Here is a 19,590-nt window from a genome sequence, read left to right as displayed (position 1 = left end):
CTCCCTCCACCATCATTCAGAAAACCCGGCCTTGTGCCGGGTTTTCGCTTTTCTGGCCCGTCCAACCCGTTATCCCTCTGCACTCCCAACCTTTAGCGCCATTTGCCTGTTGGCGAGAACGCAATAAAAACGGGAGGCCAGCGCCTCCCGTTGTTCAGTTCTCACCGCCATCAGAGCGTGAAGCGATAGAAGATATCCACCGCCTGTGCCACCCCGCTCATCGCCTGCAGATAGAGGCGCGGCAGCAGTTCGTAGCGCAGTTTGAACTCGGCGATGGGGCTGAACACCCCTACCCCGTATTGGAACTGCAGGCCCGGCAGCAGATAGGCCGACAGGGTCACCTGGGTGTTGTCACCACTGCCTGCCGTATCGAGGGAAACATCGCTCATCCCGAGCGACTCGCCAATGCTCGACACCACCCCATTGGCCTGACTGACCGCCCCCGCTACCAGCAGACCGTTGAAACCGCCATCTTCCCCGGTAGTTTGCAACCCTTTACCGCGCAGCAGGTAGGAGAGCTGTTCCGACTGCGCCATCTGCGGCTCGGAGTAGACATTGATCGCCGGCTTGCTGGCCGGGCCGGTCACCCGCACCCCGACCGTCACCTGCCCCTCGATGGTATCGGGATCACGGTACGCCTCGATATTGAGGAAGGGGCGATCGAGCGGACCGGAGAAGAGGATCCGCCCCTCCTTGATGATCAGGTTCTGGCCATAGGCCTTGAAGCGACCATTGGTGAGCACCAGCTGACCATTGCCTGCCAGCGGCTTGCCCGGATCTTGACGAATATTGAGGCCGCCCGATACATCGGTCTTGAGCCCCATCGCCTCCAGCTTCACATCGTTGCCAAGGCGGATCGCCACCTTCATCGCCAGCGGCAGGCTGGCCTGCTTGGGCGCTGGGGGCAGATCGTCATAAACCACGGTGACATCGTCAGAGACGGCGACCGCAGAGTCAGGCAGGCTCTTGACCAGAATGCGCGCCCAGGGGATATCCACCTGACCGGTCACCCGGGTTTCGTCACCCAGTGAGACGGCGATATCGGGGGAGACCTTCACCCGCCCCATCCCCGGATACTGCGCCTCCAGCTCCTTGCCCTGAATGGTGAGGCTGCCGGTCACCGGCATCTTGGCCCAGCTGAGCCAGCCTCCCAGTGCCAGCGGCCCCTTGCCAACCAGCATGGAACCATCCAGCTCGGCCCGATTGCCTTCAATCTTGAGGCGGGTCACCAGCTTGGTCAGGGTCACCATGTCGGAGTGGGTCTGCACCTCGCCATCGCTCAGATTGAGCTGGCCAAACAGCAGCGGCGCCGCCAGAGTGCCATCAAAACGGGCATTGGCCGAGATAACCCCGTGCAGGGAGCGCACCTCCGGAATGAGCGGGGCAAAGGTGTCGAGCTTGAGATCATCAAACTTGAGCTGGCCGCCGAGCAGACCGCGACCGGCAGGCTCCCTGATCAGCAGCTCGGTATCGATATTGCCGATCTGCCTGGAGGCAAAGTCGAGACGAATGGCCGCCTGCTGCCGCTCGAAATCAAGGCCCAGCGCCAGCTGCTGGTAGTCGGTCTTGAGATCATCGGTGACAAAGGTGCCCGGCGTGGTACGCACCACCGCATGGAGGGTCGGCTGGTTGCCGCGCCAGCTGGCCCGGCCATCGGCAGAGAGCACCGCCTGCCAGCTAAAGTTGTCCGGCAACCAGGGACGCAACCGCTTGAGGTCAAACCCGGCCAGTGCAAACTCCAGCGAGCCTTGTGCTGCCGACACCAGGCTTCGTTTCACGCAGAGGCTGGCCCCTTGCGAACCGAGGCAGAGATCCCCCATCGCCACGCGCTGGCGCGGCAGATCCACATCCAGATCCCAGGGCGAGGCGAGATCCCAGCGGCGCAGCGGGGTTTTGAGCTTGAGCTCGGAGAGAGCGCCACGCCAGTGATCCCCGCGCATGCCGCCCGCCAGTTTGAGGTTGGCCGCAACAGGGTCACCCTTCATGGTCAGGGTCAGCTGATGCTGGTTGAAATCACCGTTCAGATTGAGCAGCAGCTGGCTCAGCTTGGTGGCACCCTGGGTCAACGCGGCAACCGAGAGTGACAGCTCGCCAGCGGGCTTGGCCCCCAGCGCGCCATTGCCCTTGAGGGTAATGCCGCCGAGATTGGTTCCCGCGTAGTAGAGGCGTCCAGCGGTCAGATCGGCTGCCACTCTGGGGGTCTGCTGGTTACCGCTTACCTTAACCTGCCCTTTGATATCCCCCTTCAGACCGGGATAGATGCCGCCAAGCTGGGGAGCATCCAGTGCCGCATCCAGCAGCCAGCGAGCGGGGGCTATGCTCCCCTTGGCCTGCAGCTGGTTGGGGCCGCTTTGCAGTGAGAGGGTCGGGATCTGCCACTCCATCTTGTCGTTGCCGCGCAGCTCACCCTTGAGGGCCAGCGGATACTGGTTGAGCTTGCCATCGATCTTGAGCTTGGGCAGGTTGAGCTCCCAGTGACCCGCCTCGCTCATCGCAAACCGGCTCTCCAGCTCCCCCGCCAGAGTGCCCTTGAGCTCGGGCAACAATTCGGCCGGATTGATCCCCTTGAACAGGGTCGTCCCCTGCCACTCGATCCCCTTGTTCCAGGCGAGCTTGCCATCGAGTTTGAGCTCCCCCTTGAGGGCGTTGAGCTGCAAGGCGATCTTGCTGAGCCGATCCAGATCCCCCTTCCCTTCCAGCACAACCTTGAAAGGAGGCACGTCGGTACCCTTGCCGGCGGTATTAAGAGCAAATTGATAGCCGGAAAGCTTGCCCTTGGCGGTCAGGCTCCCTTTATCCAGCCGATAGTTCGGCTCATCTTTGGCGGGCTTGTGCAACGGCCAGCCGAGGCTCTTCCAGTCGAGCGCCAGATCGAAGGGCAGATCCGGGTCGAGCGCGGCCAGAGATCCCTTGAGGTTGGCGGCAACCGGCCCCTTGGCGACCAGAGTCAGAGCCAGTTTGCCAACCGAACCGCCCAGAGTCAGGGTCGCCTGCTCACCTTGCAGCTCGCCATCGAGCAACCCCTTGCGGGCCTTGGCATCCAGGGTCACCGCCAGCGGATAGTCATCCCCCAGCCGGATATTGCCCTTGAGCGACAGATCCGCCATGGCGTGGCGCAGCGACAGCTCGCGCACCTCGATGCGATCGCCGATGGCACTGGCTGAGAGCTGCAACTTGTCGATCCCATCGACCAGCTCACCCTGCTTGTATTGCACCCGGGTCACATTCACCCCTTCAAGCTGAATGGGGAATGGCAGATGGATGGCGGGCAGCACTATGGGTTCTGCCTTCGCTGCCTTGTCGTTGCTAGCTTTCGCTATCTTGGGTGCCTTATCGCTGTCACCCTTTGCTGCACTCTTTGCTACCGGGGAACTTGCGGCCTTGCTGCTGGCCTGAGCCGGCGCCCTGGCTGAGGTGCTGGCAGGGGCATCAGCAATGGTCACGCTCAACTTGTCGAGCACCGGCCCGCGCACGATCAGCCCCTTGCGATTGAGGGTGGCGCCGATATCGAGTGATCCCAGCGTCACGGCAACACCGGGTACCGCCAGATCGAGGTCAGCCACCTTGAGGCTGTCGACCTGAATCTTGAGGGGGAGCGGATGCCAGACAAAAGGCTCCGACGGCTCTTCCGGGGCAGGCTCCGAGTCGGCCACCTTCACCACCGGATGGGTCACTTCAAGAGATTTGATCCAGAGTTTGCCCTGCAGCAGTTTGCCAAGATCCCAGTCGAGCACGGCGCGATCGACCGTGACATCCACCAGCTCATCCTGCCAACCCGCCCCTTCTAGAGTCCAACCGTAACCAAGCTGGCCCGCCACCAGCTCCCCCTTGAGGGAGGGCAGCGCCGCCCTGGCCTGTTGCCACAGCCACTTGTTGCCCTGATGGGTGAATCCCAGCAGGCTGACGCCGATGAGCAGCAGGAAAATCAGCCCCATCAGCCAGAGAAAGATGCGTTTTACCCAGATCATAATTCAGGCCCCAATGCGAAATGCAGCCGCAAGGGCTTGTCCTCTTCCGATACCCCGACCGCCAGATCCAGCCTGACCTGACCGATGGGGGTTACCCAGCGCACACCGACACCGGTACCAATCTTCCACGGCTCGCTGTAGTCGTTGGTGGCGGTACCGCCATCCACAAACAGGGCTCCCAGCCACTTGTCACTGAAGCGGTAGTTGTACTCCATGCTGGCGACGCTGGTGTAGCGGCCACCGGTCAGCTTGCCGTCCGAGCCAGTTGGCGAGATGGTCTCGTAGCCAAAGCCGCGTACCGTCTGATCACCACCGGTAAAGAAACGCAACGATGGCGGCACCAACGAGAAGCTGTCGCCTATGATGGCCCCCTGCTCGGCACGCATCAGGAATCTGTGGTTATCCCCCAGAGTACGCAGCCATTTGCTGCGCCCCCACACCCGCATAAAGCTGATGTCGGAGCCCCAAGTGGGGTCGGAGAACTCCAGCGTCAGCTGCTGGCGATCGCCCCAGTCGGGCACCAGACCGCCACGCACCCGCAGCCGCGACCAGGAGACACCGGGGATCAGCAGCAAGCTGTTCCCCTCGTCGGCGCCCTGGGTATAGATTTCGTTCTCCAGCCGGATAAAGACGTCACGGTCCCAGCTCTCCGGCCGCCGCGTCCAGCGGTGCACACCGACAGTCGTCAGGTCGGAGCGGGTATCGTTGTTGTCCTTGTACTGGTAACCGGTCTGGATCGAGTAGTAGTCCCGCAGCGGGTTGCCCACCGGGATCTGGTAGTCGAAGCTGAGCTCGGCCTCCGGCTGGGAGACCTTGGCGGTGGCAAAGAGGCGGTGGCCATAGCGGTTGACCCAGGGCTTCTCCCAGGTGGCGCTCATCCGCGGCCCCACGTCGGTGGCATAGCCGATACCGGTCTCAATCTCGTGATCGACCCGGTTGTCCAGCGTCACCGAGATGGGCACACGGTAGTTGCTCGCCTCGCTCAGCACCGGCTTGATATCGACCTGACGAAACAGCTTGGTGGAGGAGACATCCTGTGACATCTCGGCCAGACGGATAGCCAGATAGGGGTCACCGCTCTTGATGTTGATAAGCGGCCGAATAAGGTGGAGCGCTTCGGGGGTGGCGTCGTAGCGGATCTCGCCAAAGTGGTAGCGGTGGCCCGACTGGAAGAGGATGTAGATCTCCGCCGTCCCCTTGTCCGGGAATACCTTGACCTGGCTCTTGCCCAGCTTGGCATCGAAGTAACCGCGGGCCAGCCCGAGGCTGCCCAGATCCGCCTTGATCGACTCATATTTGGCGTGATTGAGGGGATCCCCCTCTTTGAGCGGCAACTGATCGAGCAGGGCACTGTAGACCTCGTCGCTGCCGGCATCCCCCTCCAGCAGAATATCGAGGCGCGAGACGATGACCGGCTCCCCCTTGTCCACGTCAATCAAGACTTTGGAAGGGGTCTTCTTGTCGCGGCTCAGGGTGATCTTGGGCTGGTAGTAGCCATACACCTGCAACGCCTTTTGCACGCTCTCGGTGATTTTGGCGCGAGCAGGGCGGTATTGCCGCTCCTGATAGACGGGCAAGGCGTTGAGGTAGGCTTCAACGTTATCCTTGTTCTCCCCTTTTAACCCCTTGACCTGATAGGTGAGCTTGGCAGCCAGTGCGGGGGTGGCCATCAGCGACAGCATAAGGCCCAACCCGAGCACCAGGAGGCTACGTCGAAGGGCTGAGCCAAAGAGCGAACTCCCTGTCAGCAGGGACGGATTGCATCCTGTCAAAGGTCAATATTCCTGAAAATTGGTTAAGATGGCGGAGCGGCTCACGGCACATCGGAAGCAGAGAAACGGAGCACCCCAGCAAATTGCGAGCCCTATCCTAACATAGGCACCGGCTGGCAACAGTGCGGCATCCGTGGCAAATTCACCATATCTTTGAAGGCGTTGGCTACAAATCATCCGCTCTGGCACACATCGCCGGGTTAAAAAACGCCGACCCTAGCCTTCATCTCACTCCAACACCGTGCTCACCAGTACCACATACCCGCTACGTCCGGATTCCCGCCAGCAACGGCACGCAAAACAACATGCGACAGGGTTTGTCGGCAGCCGGGTTCCACGGCGCGCTTTCGCGGCAGAATCTTGTCGAATGCGTGTGCCCCAGAGCACACAACCCATTTCGGTTAAGAAATGCTCGTTCAGGGCAATCGAATTATCCCGCTCCCCTTGTCGCCCCCCCCTGCCCCACACTTGAAGTCAGCAATGTAAAGGAGACACATCATGCATGCACGTAGCGAACAGATGGCTGACTATATTGCCGATCGTCTCGAGTTCATCACCTTTCTCGCCTGTTGCAGCGCCCTGCTGGCCCTGCTGACCGGCATGAGTGGCCAGCAGGCGCTGGCCTTTACCGCCCTCAACCTGCCGTTTGGTCTCGGGATTTTGCTAGCCATGGCACTGCTGGCACCGCTGCCCGCTTACTGGCGCCTGCCGGGGATCACCCTGCTGCTGGCAGCTGGCGCCCTGATGACCCTGCAACTGGGCGGCGAGTGGCTCAATCCGCTGGCCATCTGGAGCCTCTACGCCCTGCTCGGGCTGGAGATAATCTGGCAGGCACGGCCCAAAGCTGCTCTGGCGGCTGACGGACGCGGCCAATTGAGGTAACCTTGCGCCCCCGATTTGCCAACCCCAATAACCGAGGAGCCCCATGAAAAAAGCCTGTGCCCAGCACATTCTGGTCAAGACCGAAAAACAGTGTCTGGAGATCAAGGAGAAGATCGAAAAGGGCGCCGACTTCGGCCAGATGGCCAAGCGCTTTTCCACCTGTGCCTCTGCCAAACGCTGCGGCGATCTGGGGGAGTTCAACAAGGGGGATATGGTCAAGCCCTTTGACGATGCGGTATTCAAGGGCGAGCTGCTCAAGGTACTGGGGCCGGTGCGCACCAAGTTCGGTTTCCACCTGATCAAGGTGCTCTATCGCAACTGATCCATCCCGTCAGCACGACCCAATCCCCTTCCAGCGAGGCCCGTTTGCAACGGGCCTCGCGCTGTTTTACCGTCTCCCTTGACTCATAGGCCAAAAGCCCCTGAGCCCATACGAATTTACTAACGTTATCAGGCTATTAAGTTTATTCTTCTCGGCACGTTCCGCACTTCGAGGATGGATCCCGCGCTATGCCCAGCTTATACAGGTGGCCACTGCTGGCCTGGTTGCTCCCTTTGGCAGGGGCTCTTGGCAGCCGCTTTCATCTCTGGCCCTGGTGGCTCGGGTTCACCCTCTGCCTGCTTGGCGCCATCATCTCTCTGGTGTTGCTGGTGCGCCTGCCCTGGTGCCGCAGCCGACACGCCAATGGCTGGGGCGCCGTGCCGCTGCTGTTGCCTCTGGCCTTTGTGATACAGGCGCTGCGCGTACCGCTGGTCAACGATGTCAGTACGGATCCTTACAACCCGCCCCTGCTGCGCTGGGCCAGCGAGCTCAGAACGGCGCAGGATCTGCCGATTAATCCGGCTCCGTTGAAAGCATTTGAGGGTAAACCCGGTCCTCTCTACACCAAGGCCTCCCCGGCCGAGGTGATCACCGAAGCCAACGCCCTGATGGAGCAGCTCGGCTGGCAGGTGCGGCCAAGTCCGGATGGCCTCGATGCGGTGGCCACCACCGGCTGGTTCGGTTTTCAGGATGATGTGGCGCTGCGAGTCTTTGTCGGCCCAAGCGAAACCCGCATCGACATGCGCTCAGCCTCCCGTCAGGGGCAGAGCGACCTGGGTACCAACCGGGCACGGATCGAAGATTTTCTGATCCGCCTCAACGAGCGGCTGGGTCAGGCCTACAAACCCAATTTGAAGCAATAAGAAGGTCAGCAATGCGCGTCGAGGTGAAACCCGACCGGGAATATGCCTGGTTTATCCGTCCCTTTTTCTGGCTACAACAGCGCAACTACGGTCAGGTGCTTATTCCGGGCAAGTGCTGGGGCCGCTCGCCACGCCTGTTTGCCGCCGTCGCCACCCTCTATGGCGTCATCAACCGCAAGCGCTCTCCCATCGATCCCGTGCTGCGCTCCCTGGTGACGGTGCGAGTCTCCCAGCTCAACTGGTGCCGCTTTTGCGTCGACATCAACGCCATGACCCTCATCAAGCGCGCAGGCTCCAGCGAGAAGGTAGAAGCGCTCGCCAACTGGCGCGAAAGCCCGCTGTTCGACGAACGGGAGCGGGCCGTGCTCGACTACACAGAAGCAATGACGGGTCTCGATGGGGTCAGCGATGAGCAGGCCGCCCGCCTCAAGCCCTGGTTCGACGACGACGCCATGGTGGAACTGACCGGCCTCATCGCCTTCCAGAACATGTCGGCCAAGTTCAACGCCGCCCTCGATATCGCCCCGCAGGGCTTCTGCCAACTGCCAGTGCAGCCAGAACGTCCGGCCCAGCCGAATAACAAGGACGCCTGATGAGAGGCTCCCGCCTGCTGCTGCTGCTGGTGCTGGTGATGGGCTGCCTCATCGGCGCCTTTTTCGCCTTCGACCTTGGTCACTACCTGAGCCTGCCCCAGCTGCAGGCCCGTCAGGCCGAGCTGGCCGCCCTGGTCGACCGCCATTTCATCAGCGCCGCCCTGCTGTTCGTCGCAGTCTATGTGGTGAGCACTGCTCTCTCTCTGCCCGGTGCCAGCCTGCTTACCCTGGCCGGCAGCGCCGTGTTCGGTGTTGTCTGGGGGCTGCTGCTGGTCTCCTTTGCCAGCAGCATTGGCGCGACCCTGGCCTTTCTCAGTGCCCGCTTTCTGCTGCGCGACTGGGTCGAGCGGCGCTTTGGCGACAAGCTGGCCAGCTTGCAGGCCGGTATGCAGAAGGAAGGGGCGCTTTATCTGCTGAGCCTGCGCCTCATCCCCATCTTCCCCTTCTTTCTGGTCAACCTGCTGATGGGGCTCACTCCCATCAGAGTCAGCACCTACTACTGGGTGAGCCAGCTTGGCATGCTGCCCGGCACCTTCGTCTACGTGCTGGCAGGCAGCGAGCTTGCCAACCTCACCAGCACCGGCAATATCCTCTCCCCCGGCCTGATGGTGGCGCTGACCCTGCTCGGCCTGATGCCGATGCTGCTCAAGGGCCTGCAGCGGCGCCTCGCCCTGCATCGGCTGCACGCCCCCTACCGCAAACCGACCCGCTATGACTACAACCTGCTGGTGATTGGCGCCGGAGCCGGCGGTCTTGTGACCAGCTATATCGCCGCGGCGGTGCAGGCCAAGGTAGCGCTCATCGAGAAGCACAAGATGGGGGGCGATTGCCTCAACAGCGGCTGCGTCCCCTCCAAGGCGCTGATCCGAAGCGCCCGCTTTGCCGCCGAACAGCGTCGGGCCAGTGAACTGGGCTTTAGCCCAAGTCAAGCCAGCGCCGATTTCGCTGCCGTGATGGAACGGGTCGCCCGCGTCATCAAGGAGGTCGAGCCCCACGACTCCATCGAGCGCTATCAGGGGCTGGGGGTGGACTGTATCGAAGGGGAGGCTCGGCTGGTCTCCCCCTGGGAGGTGGAGGTGAACGGCCAACGCCTTGCCAGCCGTCATATCGTTATCGCCACCGGCGCCCGGCCGCTGGTGCCCAAGCTGCCGGGCCTTGAGCAGGTACCTTGGCTCACCTCCGACACCCTCTGGCAACTGCGCACCGCCCCGCGCCAGTTGCTGGTGCTGGGCGGCGGCCCCATCGGCTGCGAGCTGGCCCAGAGTTTTGCCCTGCTAGGGGTGCCGGTGACCCTGATCGAGCTCTCGGATCAGCTGCTGCCCCGCGAAGAACGGGAGGTGGCCGAGCTGCTGGCGGAACAGCTGGCCCGTGACGGCGTGCGGGTGCTCACCGGCTGGCGCGCCGAGCGAGCCGACTATCTGCCTGCGGCTGAGGGAGAGCTCCCCATCCGGCTGCAACTGCGCCGGGGCGACGAGACGCAAGCCATTGCAGGGGATCAGCTGCTGCTGGCACTGGGTAGGGTCGCCAACGTCAGCGGCTTCGGGCTCGAAGAGCTGGGGGTGGAGCTGACGCCGAGCGGCACGGTGGCGGTCGATGGCTTTCTTGCCACCAACTACCCCAGCATTCTGGCGGTGGGGGACGTAGCGGGCCCTTACCAGCTCACCCATGCCGCCGCCCATCAGGGCTGGTACGCCGCAATCAATGCCCTGTTCAGCCCGTTCAAGCGCTTTCGGGCCGACTATCGGGTCATGCCGGCCGCCATCTACACCACCCCCGAAATCGCCCGGGTCGGCCTCAACCAGAAAGAGGCCAGGGCACAGTGCATCCCCTTCGAGCTGACCCGCTTCGCGCTGGCCGAGCTGGACAGAGCCATCGCCGACGGCGAGCGTCAGGGCTTTATCGAGGTGCTCACCATACCCGGCAAGGATCAGATCCTGGGAGCCACCATAGTTGGCACTCACGCCGGCGAGCGGATCGCCGAGTTCGTACTCGCCATGCGCCACCGCCTCGGCCTTGGCAAGATCCTCGCCACCGTTCACGCCTACCCCACCCTGATGGAGGGGAACAAGTATCTGGCGGGCGAGTGGCGACGGGCCCGTCAGCCCGCAACCCTGCTGGCTCTGCTAACCCGTTATCACCGCTGGCGCCGCGGCGCCAGACCCAACTCCAGGTAACCCGGATGCGACACTCATTGCCCTCGTTCAAACAGCTGTTGTGCGCCCTGCCCCTGCTGGCAGGCAGCCTTCTCTTCACTCAGGCCAACGCCGCCGGCAACCCGCTGTGGCAGCAGACCCTTGATGAGGCCAAGGGGCAGACCGTCTACTTCAACGCCTGGGGCGGCAGCCCGGAGATCAACGCTTATCTGGTGTGGGCCGGGCAGGAGCTGGCACGCGACTATCAGGTCAAGCTGGTGCAGGTGAAGGTGGATGACATCGCCCAGAGCGTCAGCCAGCTGTTGGCCAACAAGCAGGCAGGCAAGCAAACTGGCGGCCCCATCGACCTGCTCTGGGTCAACGGCGAGAACTTCAAGGCGCTCAAGGAGCAGGGGCTGCTCGGTGCCCCCTTTACCCGGGAGCTCCCCAACATGGCGCTGGTAGACAACAACCTGCCGGTGAGTGAGGACTTCACCTTGCCGGTGGAAGGGCTGGAAGCCCCCTGGGGCATCGGCCAGCTCAATCTGATGGTCGACACCGAAGAGGTCACCAGCCCCCCCACATCAGCTGCAACCCTGCTTGCGTGGGCCAATGCCCACCCCGGCCGCTTCACCTATCCCAAGCCGCCCCAGTTTCACGGCTCCAGCTTTCTCAAGCAGATCTTGCTGGAGCTGACGCCGGATCCCGCCCCTCTCTATCGGGAGGCGACCGATGCCGAGTTCATCAGGATTACAGCCCCGCTCTGGGCCTGGCTCGATGAGCTGCATCCGGCACTCTGGCGCAAGGGCAAGCTGTTTCCGGCCAGCGCCGCCGAAACCCGCCAGCTGCTCGATGATGGCGAGCTGGCGATGGCCATCAGCTTCAACCCGCAGGAGGCGCAGAGCGCCGCCCAGATTGGTGCCCTGCCCCCCAGCGTCGAGGCGGTCGCCATGGCAAAGGGGTCGCTCACCAACAGCCATTTTCTCGCCATCCCCTTCAACGCCAACGCCCGTGCGGGGGCCAAGGTGGTCGCCAACTTCCTGCTAAGCCCTGCCGCTCAGGCGCGCAAGGCCGACCCGGCGTACTGGGGTGATCCCAGCGTGCTGCGCAGCGATGCCCTGCCGGACCCAGCCAAGGGACAACCGGCTCTGCGCTTCAAGGCAGTGGCAGAGCCCCACCCCAGCTGGCAGCTCAAGCTCGAAGCCGCCTGGGCCGAGCGCTACGGCCACTGATGAGCCGGTTTGGCTACGTTCCCCTCGGTTGGCGCCCCCTGTTCACCGCCGGGTGTGCTCTGGTTTTTGGCCTTCCATTGCTGGCGGGGGGGTGGCTGCTGCTGGCTGAGGGATTGACCCGACCCCATCTGCAATTGCTGCTGGCCCAACCGGGCCTGTGGCACTCGGCGCTGCTGAGTCTGTGGATTGGCGCCGCCTCGACCCTGACCAGCCTGCTGCTGACCGCCCTGCTGCTGGCCCACAGCGACAGCCGGGCCTTCGGCTGGCTGCGTCGGTTGCTCTCGCCCTTGCTGGCGCTGCCCCACGTTGCCTTTGCCATCGGCTTTGCCTTTCTGCTCGCCCCCTCCGGCTGGTTGCTGCGCCTGCTCTCGCCGACCTTCACCGGATTTGAACTGCCCCCCGACTGGCAGACCCTGCGCGATCCCGCCGGACTGGGGCTCATCCTCGCCTTGACCCTCAAGGAGACTCCCTTCCTGCTGCTGATGGCACTCGGTGCGCAAGATCCCGCCAGGGTGGCGCGCCAGCAGTGGCTGGGGGCGAGCCTCGGTTTCAGCGCTCCGCAGATCTGGTGGCGCCTGCTGCTGCCGGCACTGTGGCCTGCCCTGCGTCTGCCCCTCTACGCGGTGGCCGCCTACGGGGTGGCGGTGGTGGATCTGGCCCAGTTGCTCGGGCCAGATCTCCCCGCCCCGCTGGCCGTTCGCCTGTGGCTCTGGTATCAGGACCCGGATATTCTCTGGCGCGGCGCCACCGCCAGCGGCGCCCTGCTGCTGCTCGCCATCACGGCGTTGCTGCTGGCCCTGCTGCGACTGCTGGAGCTGGCCCATCGAACCCTTGGCAAACCCGGCTGGCTCGATGGCAGACGCTCAAACCCAAGCGCTCTTGGCCACACCCTTGCCACCGGCAGCGTGGCGGTCCTGATCGCCATCAATCTGGCGGTATTGGGGGCGCTGCTGCTCTGGTCGCTGGCCCGGCGCTGGCCTTTTCCCGCCCTCTGGCCGAGCCAGTGGAGCGGCCGTTATTGGTTCGACCTGCTGCCGACTCTATCGCCGCTGCTGACCACCAGCATACTGCTGGCGCTGACGAGCGGGGCGATAGGGCTGGCGATGGCAGTGCTGAGTCTGGAGGCACAGGCGGGCCGCCGCCCCTGGCCGCTCTGGCTCATCTGCCTACCGCTGCTGTTGCCGCAGGCCAGCCTGCTGTTCGGCATTCGCCTCGGGATAAACTGGTTCAGCTTCACGTGGGGGGGCGATGGCATCGGCTGGGGCTGGGTGCTCTGGAGCCAGCTGCTGTTTGTCTTTCCCTACGTCTATCTATGCCTGCACGGCCCCTATCGCCAGTTCGACCCGCGGATCACCCAAAGCGCCCTGCTGCTGGGGGCGACCCCATGGCGAGCCTGGTGGCAGGTCAAAGCACCGCTGCTGGTGCGCCCACTGCTGTTTGCCTTTGCGGTAGGGGCTGCGGTGAGCCTCTCCCAATACCTGCCGACCCTGCTGTTTGGCGCAGGCCGGGTAGTTACCATCACCACCGAGGCGGTGGCCATCGGCAGCGGCCTCAATCGGCGACTGGCGGGCCTCTACGGCCTGCTGCAACTGCTGCTGCCGCTCGTTATCTATCTGCTGGCGCTCTGGTTGCCGGCGCGGATCAATCCGACGCTCAAGGGGGCGGCTGACTATGCAAAACAACCATGACAACAGCCCCATGCTGAGCACCACACCTCTTCGCCTCTATCTGGAGGAGAGCCTGCTGTTTTCGCTGCCCGCCCTGCAGGTGGCGCCGGGCGAGGTGTTGACCCTGATGGGCCCCAGCGGCTGTGGCAAGAGCTCGCTGCTTGCGGCGCTGGCGGGGGTACTGCCCGCAAGCGGCCCGCTCCGGCTGGAGGGGGACGTGACCCTTGGCGAGCGCAGTCTCACCCAGCTGCCGCCCCAGGCGCGGCGCATCGGCATGCTGTTTCAGGATGATCTGCTGTTCGACCATCTGACGGTGGCGGAGAACCTGATGTTCGGCATGCCGGCCAGCGTGAAGGGGCACAGGGCGAGGCGAGAAAAGGCGGTGGCCACGCTGGCGCAGGTGGATCTGACCAGTCAGGCAGACAAGCTGCCGGGAGCGCTCTCCGGCGGCCAGAAGGCTCGCGTCAGCCTGTTGCGGGCGCTGCTGGCCGAACCCGAGGCATTGTTGTTGGACGAACCCTTCTCCCGTCTCGACAAGCCGCTGCGGGCCGCCTTTCGCGAACTGGTGTTCGCGCAGATCAAGGCGCTGGCCATCCCCGCCATTCTGGTGACCCACGACGAAGAGGACGCGCCGGGCACCATACTTCAGCTCACCGAATCCCGTTTCTGACCGAGGAGTTCACCTTGTTTGACCGCCACCTGATCCCCGTTATCCGCAGCCCCCTCACCCGGCTCGCCAAACCGCTCTGCCGCGCCGGGGTCAGCGCCAACCAGATAAGCCTCACCGGCTTTGCCATCGGCATGCTGGCGTTGCCGCTGCTGGCCTTTGGCTGCTATCAGTGGGCGCTGGCGGCGATCCTGTTCAACCGGCTGCTGGACGGGCTCGATGGCGCCGTGGCGCGGGAAACCGGCATCACCGACTGCGGCGGCTTTCTCGACATCACGCTGGATTTCATCTTCTACGCCGCAGTGGTGCTGGGCTTTGCCCTCGCCGCCCCCGCCAATGCGCTGCCCGCCGCCACCCTGCTGTTTGCTTTCATGGGCACCGGCTCGAGCTTTCTGGCGTTTGCCATCATGGCGGGCAAGCGGGGCATCGACAATCCGGTCTACCACCACAAATCCCTCTACTATCTGGGCGGCCTCACCGAGGGGAGCGAGACCATCGCCCTGTTCGTGCTGATGTGCCTGTGGCCCGCCGCCTTCGCCTCGCTCGCCTACGGCTTTGCCCTGCTCTGCGCCATCACCACCCTGACCCGGCTCTGGAGCGGTTACCACACGCTGCGCCCCCCCCGGCGCTAACCAGTGCCGCCCTCACCGGAGGGCTAATCCATCGCGCGATGAATTGGCGATGGGTGCGGCGCACGGAACACTTGCGCCCGGATGACAATGTTTTACCATGGCGGCACTTTTATCAGTCTCCTTGAGAACCCTATGCGTCGCCTTGCCTCTCTTCTCACTCTGTCGTTGTTTCCTCTGCTCGGTGGCTGCAGCAGCACGCCGGCTGCCAAGCCCGTGGTCGTCCCCCAACCCAAGAGCGCCTTCATCAACCAGACGCCGTCGCGCAGCCCCGTTTACAGCCAGGGGGTGAGCAAAGGGGACTTCGCCAATCGCACCAATGTGGACAGGTTCGTCCAGAAGATGGTCGAGAAGCACGGTTTTGACAGCGCCCAGCTACATCAGGTGCTGGCGCAGGCAGAGCGCTACGACTGGATCATCCGTCTGATGGATGCCCAGGCGCCGACCACCGCCAAGCCCACCGGCCCGACCGGCGCCTGGAACCGCTACCGCGCCAAGTTCATCACCCCGGACAACGTACAGAACGGCGTCAACTTCTGGCGCGAATACGCGAGCGAGCTCAATCGGGCGGAGCAGATCTACGGAGTGCCGCCCGAGATCATCGTCGGCATTATCGGGGTCGAGACCCGCTGGGGCCGGGTGATGGGCAAGACCCGCATTCTGGATGCGCTGGCCACCCTGGCGTTTGATTACCCGCGCCGCGCCGAGTTCTTCACCAGCGAACTGGAAGCCTTCCTGGTGATGACCCGCGATGAGGGGATGGATCCCACCGAACCCAAGGGCTCCTACGCCGGTGCCATGGGCTACGGCCAGTTCATGCCCTCCAGCTTCCAGCGCTATGCGGTGGACTTTGACGGCAACGGCCACACCAACCTCTGGGATCCGGTGGATGCCATCGGCAGCGTCGCCAACTACTTCAAGGCCCACGGCTGGGAGAAGGGGCAACCGGTAGCGGTACGCGGTCAGGGCCAGCTGCCCGGCTATGAGCACGGCTTCCAGACCCGCTACCCGGTGGCCTCCCTGCGCCGCGCCGGCCTGACGCCAACCAGCAGCCTTGGCAACCACAGCGAGGCGAGCCTGCTGCGCCTCGATGTCGGCACCAGCTACCAATACTGGTACGGCCTGCCCAACTTCTACGCCATCACCCGCTACAACCACAGTACCCACTACGCCATGGCGGTGTGGCAGCTGGGGCTGGCGGTGAAGGCGGCGCGCTGACAAACCGCGATCTGCAGATAAAAAAAGGAGCCTTAACGGCTCCTTTTTTATACCAATTACTTTATTTATTCACGGCAGATTGACCCGAAATCAGACCCCGGCCTTGGCCAGTGCTGCGGAGACGATCTGCTGGGCCTCCTGCTGGATGAGGTCGAGGTGCGCGTCGCCCTTGAAACTCTCCATGTAGATCTTGTAGATGGACTCGGTGCCGGAGGGGCGCGCCGCGAACCAGCCGTTCTCGGTCACCACCTTGAGGCCGCCGATGGCGGCATCGTTGCCCGGCGCCTTGGTCAGCTTGGCAATGATGGGCTCACCGGCCAGAGTGGAGGCTTCCACCAACGCCGGATCCAGCTTGGAGAGCACCGCTTTCTGGGCACTGTTGGCCGGAGCGTCGATACGGCGGTAGCTGGAGCGGCCAAATTTGGCTTCCAGCGCGTCGTAGTGGGCCTGCGGATCCTTGCCGGTGACCGCCAGAATTTCCGCCGCCAGCAGCGCCAGAATGAAGCCATCCTTGTCGGTGGTCCAGACGGTGCCATCTTTGCGCAGGAAGGAGGCGCCAGCGCTCTCCTCGCCACCAAAACCGAACTCGCCGCTGTAGAGGCCATCCACGAACCACTTGAAGCCGACCGGCACCTCTTTGAGGGTGCGGCCAATCTCGCCGGCAACCCGGTCGATCATGGAGGAAGAGACCAGCGTCTTGCCAACGGCTGCATCGGCAGACCAGCCGGTACGATGGGTAAAGAGGTACTGGATTGCCACCGCCAGATAGTGGTTCGGGTTCATCAGGCCGGACTTGGTAACGATGCCGTGACGGTCGTAGTCAGGGTCGTTGCCAAGGGCGATGTCGAACTTGTCCTTGAGCGCGATCAGGCTGGCCATGGCGAACGGGCTGGAGCAGTCCATCCGGATCTTGCCGTCTTTATCCAGGGTCATGAAGGAGAAGGTCGGGTCGACCTTGTAGTTCACCACCTCGATGTTCAGGCCATAAGTCTTGGCGATGACGTCCCAGTAGGCGACGCCGGAGCCGCCCAGCGGATCAACACCGATCTTGATGCCCGCGTTCTTGATAGCGTCCATGTCCAGCACGTTCTTCAGATCATCCACATAGGGGGTGACATAGTCGTGCTCGACCACGAACGGGCTCTTGAGCGCCTCGGCGAACAGCATCCGTTTCACGCCAGCCAGACCCGCTTCCAGAATGGCGTTGGCACGATCCTCCACCCACTTGGTGATCTCCCCTTCGGCGGGGCCACCATGGGGCGGGTTGTACTTGAAGCCACCATCTTCCGGCGGGTTGTGGGACGGGGTGATCACCACGCCGTCAGCACGGGCAGCCGGTTTGCCTGCATTGTGGCGCAGGATGGCGTGAGAGATGACCGGGGTCGGGGTAAAACCGAGGCCAGCCTGAATGCGGGTTTCAACGCCGTTGGCCGCCAGCACTTCGACGGCGCTGGCAAAGGCGGATTCGGACAGGGCGTGAGTATCCATGCCGACAAACAGCGGGCCAGTGATACCGGCCTGCTGGCGATACTCCACCAGGGCCTGGGTCACCGCCAGAATATGGGATTCGGTAAAGGCGCTGTGCAGGGCGCTGCCGCGGTGGCCGGAGGTACCGAAGGCAACTCGCTGCTCGGGGCGGCTCATGTCCGGCTTGTTGAGGTAGTAGGCGCTGACCAGACGGGGAATATTGGTTAGGTCGCTTAAACGGGCCGGCTGACCGGCGTGGGAATGCTGAGCCATGGCGTTTTCCTTGCGTAATGGCGGCCTTGCCGGGCAAGGCCTGAGTCTTGAAAAACCGTTAGATTGCGCCGCACACCTGCGCAATCACCTCGTCGCCGTAGCCCATGCTGCTCATCAGCTGGGCCACCATGTTCTGCTTGCGACTGGTATTGGTGTTGGTGATCACCCAGAACGGGGTTTCCGGTACCGGCTTGGGCTTGGTGGTGCTGCCACTGGCGCGCAGAGCCTCGGGATCCCGCGAGAAATAGACGCGCTTGCGCCCCTTGATTTCGGTGGCCTGGGTAAACCCGACCGGATCGTCCCGGTAGAGGGTACTCAGCACCTGCATGAAACGGTTGATGGACTTCTCTTCCTGCTGCAGCTCGCCTGAGTCGAGCAGGGCTTGCAGCCCCTGCGGTGCAGCAACGGCACGGTGTGGTGCCACAGGCGCTGGCTCGGCAACGGCGGCTGACGCGGCCCCCTGAGCAGGCTGTTCCAGCAGACGGCGCAGGATGTCGGAGGCACTCTCACCGATGTGCCGGGTCTGGCTGGCGATATAGAAGTAGAGATCGTCATCAAGCTCGATGGTTTTCATAGGGATGCGCTGGACTCGTCGAAATTCGGATGCGGCGATTATACATAGGCAAACCCGACAGCCCAAGGGAGGGGCTGGCAGATGTACATGAATCTCATCGAGAATACGGCATAATAGCGGCCCAAGTGTGTGATCGGCCGCACTGATAGCCGATCTGAGAGGGATTTTTTAGAAAAAAAACCACACAAATTTTCCCTTCATCACACGAAATCCTTTTCTTTCCAGTGCGTTAAATCATATCGGCAACGCACTCATGACCGAACAAGGTGTCATTTTGCAACAAAAGAGCGTAGTGAACTTCAAAGAGCAGGGTCAGGGACCGGCCGTCATTCTGATCCACGGGCTGTTCGGCAGCCTCGATAACCTGGGCCTGCTGGCCCGCGCCCTCGGCGAGCACTATCGGGTCATCAGTGTCGATCTGCGCAACCACGGCGTCTCGTTTCGCAGCGACGACATGAGCTATCCGGCGCAGGCCGCCGATATACTCGCGCTGATGGATCACCTTGGGCTGGATCAGGCGGCGATAGTCGGCCACTCCATGGGGGGCAAGGTCGGGATGCAGCTTGCCAAGCTGGCACCCGCGCGGGTGAGCCGGCTGGTGGTGGCCGACATGGCGCCGGTCGCCTATCCCCACTCCCGCCACCAGAATGTGTTCGCCGGCCTCAACGCCACTCTGGCGACTCTGCCCCAGAGCCGCAGCGATGCAGAGCGCATTCTGGCCGAGCATATCGAGATCGCCGGGGTGCGCCAGTTTCTGCTCAAATCCTTCGCCAAAGGTGACGATGGCTGGCAGTGGCGCTTCAATGTGCCTGCTCTTGAGGAGAACTACGCCAACATCATGGGCTGGCCCGAGGATGAGCGCCGCTTCGAGGGGCCAGTGCTCTTTATCAAGGGGGGGGATTCCGATTACATGCAGCCGCAATACAGCGAGGCGGCACTGGCCCAATTCCCGGCAGCAAAGGTGCGCGTCATCGCCGGAACCGGCCACTGGCTGCATGCAGAAAAACCGATGTTGTTCAACAAACTGGTTGTGGATTTCCTGTCCACAGGCGGTTAACAGTTCCAAATCCTTTGTGATATAGTGCGCCCGTCATAAGGAGTGTGCGCAATCCATGCTAAGTGAACATATCGACCTGATCGAAAGTTTGGGCCTCAAGTTATTCTTTGTGGCCATTTTCATATTGATTGGCCTGGCCATTCAGGACGTTCTCAAACGCGGCAACGTGCCCCGTTTCGGTCGTTTCATCGTCTGGTTGGTACTGTTTCTGGGTTGTGCAGGTTTTGTCGCCAAGGGGCTGATCGAACTGGGCTGGGAAGGCTCAGGACTAGGC

The 19,590-nt window shown here is 62.9% G+C and carries 16 protein-coding genes; 12 read left to right on the top strand and 4 right to left on the bottom strand.

Annotation, left to right across the window (positions count from 1 at the left end; translation table 11 throughout):
- Positions 1–170 precede the first annotated feature (170 nt).
- Complete coding sequence (tamB, locus tag AACR93_RS22835; RefSeq protein WP_043852059.1) at positions 171–3,968, bottom strand: autotransporter assembly complex protein TamB; 3,798 nt, start codon at positions 3,966–3,968, stop codon at positions 171–173.
- A complete protein-coding gene (gene tamA / locus AACR93_RS22830; protein ID WP_043852058.1) occupies positions 3,965–5,740 on the bottom strand; it encodes an autotransporter assembly complex protein TamA in 1,776 nt (591 codons plus the stop codon). The genes tamB and tamA overlap by 4 nt, the downstream gene beginning before the upstream one ends.
- Positions 5,741–6,238: 498 nt before the next feature.
- Between tamA and AACR93_RS22825 the strand changes: the two genes are divergently transcribed.
- From AACR93_RS22825 to mltB, 10 genes are all read left to right on the top strand, one after another.
- Positions 6,239–6,622 carry a hypothetical protein gene (locus AACR93_RS22825; protein WP_041208422.1) on the top strand — a complete coding sequence of 128 codons (384 nt, stop codon included), beginning with the start codon at positions 6,239–6,241 and terminating at the stop codon, positions 6,620–6,622.
- A 43-nt stretch (positions 6,623–6,665) separates the two neighbouring features.
- Positions 6,666–6,944: a peptidylprolyl isomerase gene (locus AACR93_RS22820; RefSeq protein ID WP_042032429.1), complete on the top strand. Its 279-nt coding sequence runs from the start codon at positions 6,666–6,668 to the stop codon at positions 6,942–6,944.
- A 188-nt stretch (positions 6,945–7,132) separates the two neighbouring features.
- Entirely contained in the window at positions 7,133–7,807 is a 675-nt protein-coding gene (locus AACR93_RS22815) for a DUF1499 domain-containing protein (protein WP_043852057.1), read from the top strand.
- An 11-nt stretch (positions 7,808–7,818) separates the two neighbouring features.
- Positions 7,819–8,400 carry a carboxymuconolactone decarboxylase family protein gene (locus AACR93_RS22810; protein WP_043852056.1) on the top strand — a complete coding sequence of 194 codons (582 nt, stop codon included), beginning with the start codon at positions 7,819–7,821 and terminating at the stop codon, positions 8,398–8,400.
- Entirely contained in the window at positions 8,400–10,574 is a 2,175-nt protein-coding gene (locus tag AACR93_RS22805) for an FAD-dependent oxidoreductase (RefSeq protein WP_043852055.1), read from the top strand. The genes AACR93_RS22810 and AACR93_RS22805 overlap by 1 nt, the downstream gene beginning before the upstream one ends.
- A gap of 5 nt (positions 10,575–10,579) precedes the next feature.
- Positions 10,580–11,764 carry an ABC transporter substrate-binding protein gene (locus AACR93_RS22800; RefSeq protein WP_043852054.1) on the top strand — a complete coding sequence of 395 codons (1,185 nt, stop codon included), beginning with the start codon at positions 10,580–10,582 and terminating at the stop codon, positions 11,762–11,764.
- A complete protein-coding gene (locus AACR93_RS22795) occupies positions 11,764–13,452 on the top strand; it encodes an ABC transporter permease (protein WP_043852053.1) in 1,689 nt (562 codons plus the stop codon). Before AACR93_RS22800 ends, AACR93_RS22795 begins: the two co-directional genes overlap by 1 nt.
- Before the next feature lie 10 nt (positions 13,453–13,462).
- Positions 13,463–14,101 carry an ATP-binding cassette domain-containing protein gene (locus AACR93_RS22790; RefSeq protein ID WP_043852060.1) on the top strand — a complete coding sequence of 213 codons (639 nt, stop codon included), beginning with the start codon at positions 13,463–13,465 and terminating at the stop codon, positions 14,099–14,101.
- Positions 14,102–14,115: 14 nt separating this feature from the next.
- The gene (locus tag AACR93_RS22785) at positions 14,116–14,730 is read left to right on the top strand and encodes a CDP-alcohol phosphatidyltransferase family protein (RefSeq protein WP_043852052.1); all 615 of its coding nucleotides are present in this window, start codon (positions 14,116–14,118) and stop codon (positions 14,728–14,730) included.
- A 132-nt stretch (positions 14,731–14,862) separates the two neighbouring features.
- Entirely contained in the window at positions 14,863–15,945 is a 1,083-nt protein-coding gene (mltB, locus tag AACR93_RS22780) for a lytic murein transglycosylase B (RefSeq protein ID WP_043852051.1), read from the top strand.
- 90 nt (positions 15,946–16,035) lie between these two features.
- Here the strand turns inward: mltB and pgm are convergent, their stop codons facing one another.
- Both pgm and seqA read right to left on the bottom strand, forming a co-directional pair.
- Positions 16,036–17,685: a phosphoglucomutase (alpha-D-glucose-1,6-bisphosphate-dependent) gene (gene pgm, locus AACR93_RS22775; RefSeq protein WP_043852050.1), complete on the bottom strand. Its 1,650-nt coding sequence runs from the start codon at positions 17,683–17,685 to the stop codon at positions 16,036–16,038.
- 58 nt (positions 17,686–17,743) lie between these two features.
- Positions 17,744–18,259, bottom strand: a complete 516-nt coding sequence (seqA, locus tag AACR93_RS22770; RefSeq protein WP_043852049.1) for a replication initiation negative regulator SeqA — start codon at positions 18,257–18,259, stop codon at positions 17,744–17,746.
- Positions 18,260–18,551: 292 nt separating this feature from the next.
- Here seqA and AACR93_RS22765 point away from each other — a divergent pair, with 292 nt between their 5' ends.
- Both AACR93_RS22765 and AACR93_RS22760 read left to right on the top strand, forming a co-directional pair.
- Entirely contained in the window at positions 18,552–19,316 is a 765-nt protein-coding gene (locus tag AACR93_RS22765) for an alpha/beta fold hydrolase (protein WP_043852048.1), read from the top strand.
- A gap of 55 nt (positions 19,317–19,371) precedes the next feature.
- The coding region (locus AACR93_RS22760) for a DUF2788 domain-containing protein (protein WP_005334296.1) at positions 19,372–19,590 on the top strand (219 nt) is incomplete at its 3' end.

Origin of the sequence: Aeromonas sp. L_1B5_3 (assembly GCF_963866575.1) — a bacterium.
GTDB lineage: Bacteria > Pseudomonadota > Gammaproteobacteria > Enterobacterales > Aeromonadaceae > Aeromonas > Aeromonas jandaei.
This window is presented reverse-complemented; position numbering and strand designations above follow the sequence as displayed.

What these genes read in the sequence shown, in the direction of transcription:
- tamB (WP_043852059.1), bottom strand. Translation starts at nt 3,968, where the DNA reads ATGATCTGGGTAAAACGCATCTTTCTCTGGCTGATGGGGCTGATTTTC.
- AACR93_RS22825 (WP_041208422.1), top strand. Translation starts at nt 6,239, where the DNA reads ATGCATGCACGTAGCGAACAGATGGCTGACTATATTGCCGATCGTCTC.
- AACR93_RS22820 (WP_042032429.1), top strand. Translation starts at nt 6,666, where the DNA reads ATGAAAAAAGCCTGTGCCCAGCACATTCTGGTCAAGACCGAAAAACAG.
- AACR93_RS22815 (WP_043852057.1), top strand. Translation starts at nt 7,133, where the DNA reads ATGCCCAGCTTATACAGGTGGCCACTGCTGGCCTGGTTGCTCCCTTTG.
- AACR93_RS22810 (WP_043852056.1), top strand. Translation starts at nt 7,819, where the DNA reads ATGCGCGTCGAGGTGAAACCCGACCGGGAATATGCCTGGTTTATCCGT.
- AACR93_RS22805 (WP_043852055.1), top strand. Translation starts at nt 8,400, where the DNA reads ATGAGAGGCTCCCGCCTGCTGCTGCTGCTGGTGCTGGTGATGGGCTGC.
- AACR93_RS22800 (WP_043852054.1), top strand. Translation starts at nt 10,580, where the DNA reads ATGCGACACTCATTGCCCTCGTTCAAACAGCTGTTGTGCGCCCTGCCC.
- AACR93_RS22795 (WP_043852053.1), top strand. Translation starts at nt 11,764, where the DNA reads ATGAGCCGGTTTGGCTACGTTCCCCTCGGTTGGCGCCCCCTGTTCACC.
- AACR93_RS22790 (WP_043852060.1), top strand. Translation starts at nt 13,463, where the DNA reads ATGCTGAGCACCACACCTCTTCGCCTCTATCTGGAGGAGAGCCTGCTG.
- mltB (WP_043852051.1), top strand. Translation starts at nt 14,863, where the DNA reads ATGCGTCGCCTTGCCTCTCTTCTCACTCTGTCGTTGTTTCCTCTGCTC.
- pgm (WP_043852050.1), bottom strand. Translation starts at nt 17,685, where the DNA reads ATGGCTCAGCATTCCCACGCCGGTCAGCCGGCCCGTTTAAGCGACCTA.
- seqA (WP_043852049.1), bottom strand. Translation starts at nt 18,259, where the DNA reads ATGAAAACCATCGAGCTTGATGACGATCTCTACTTCTATATCGCCAGC.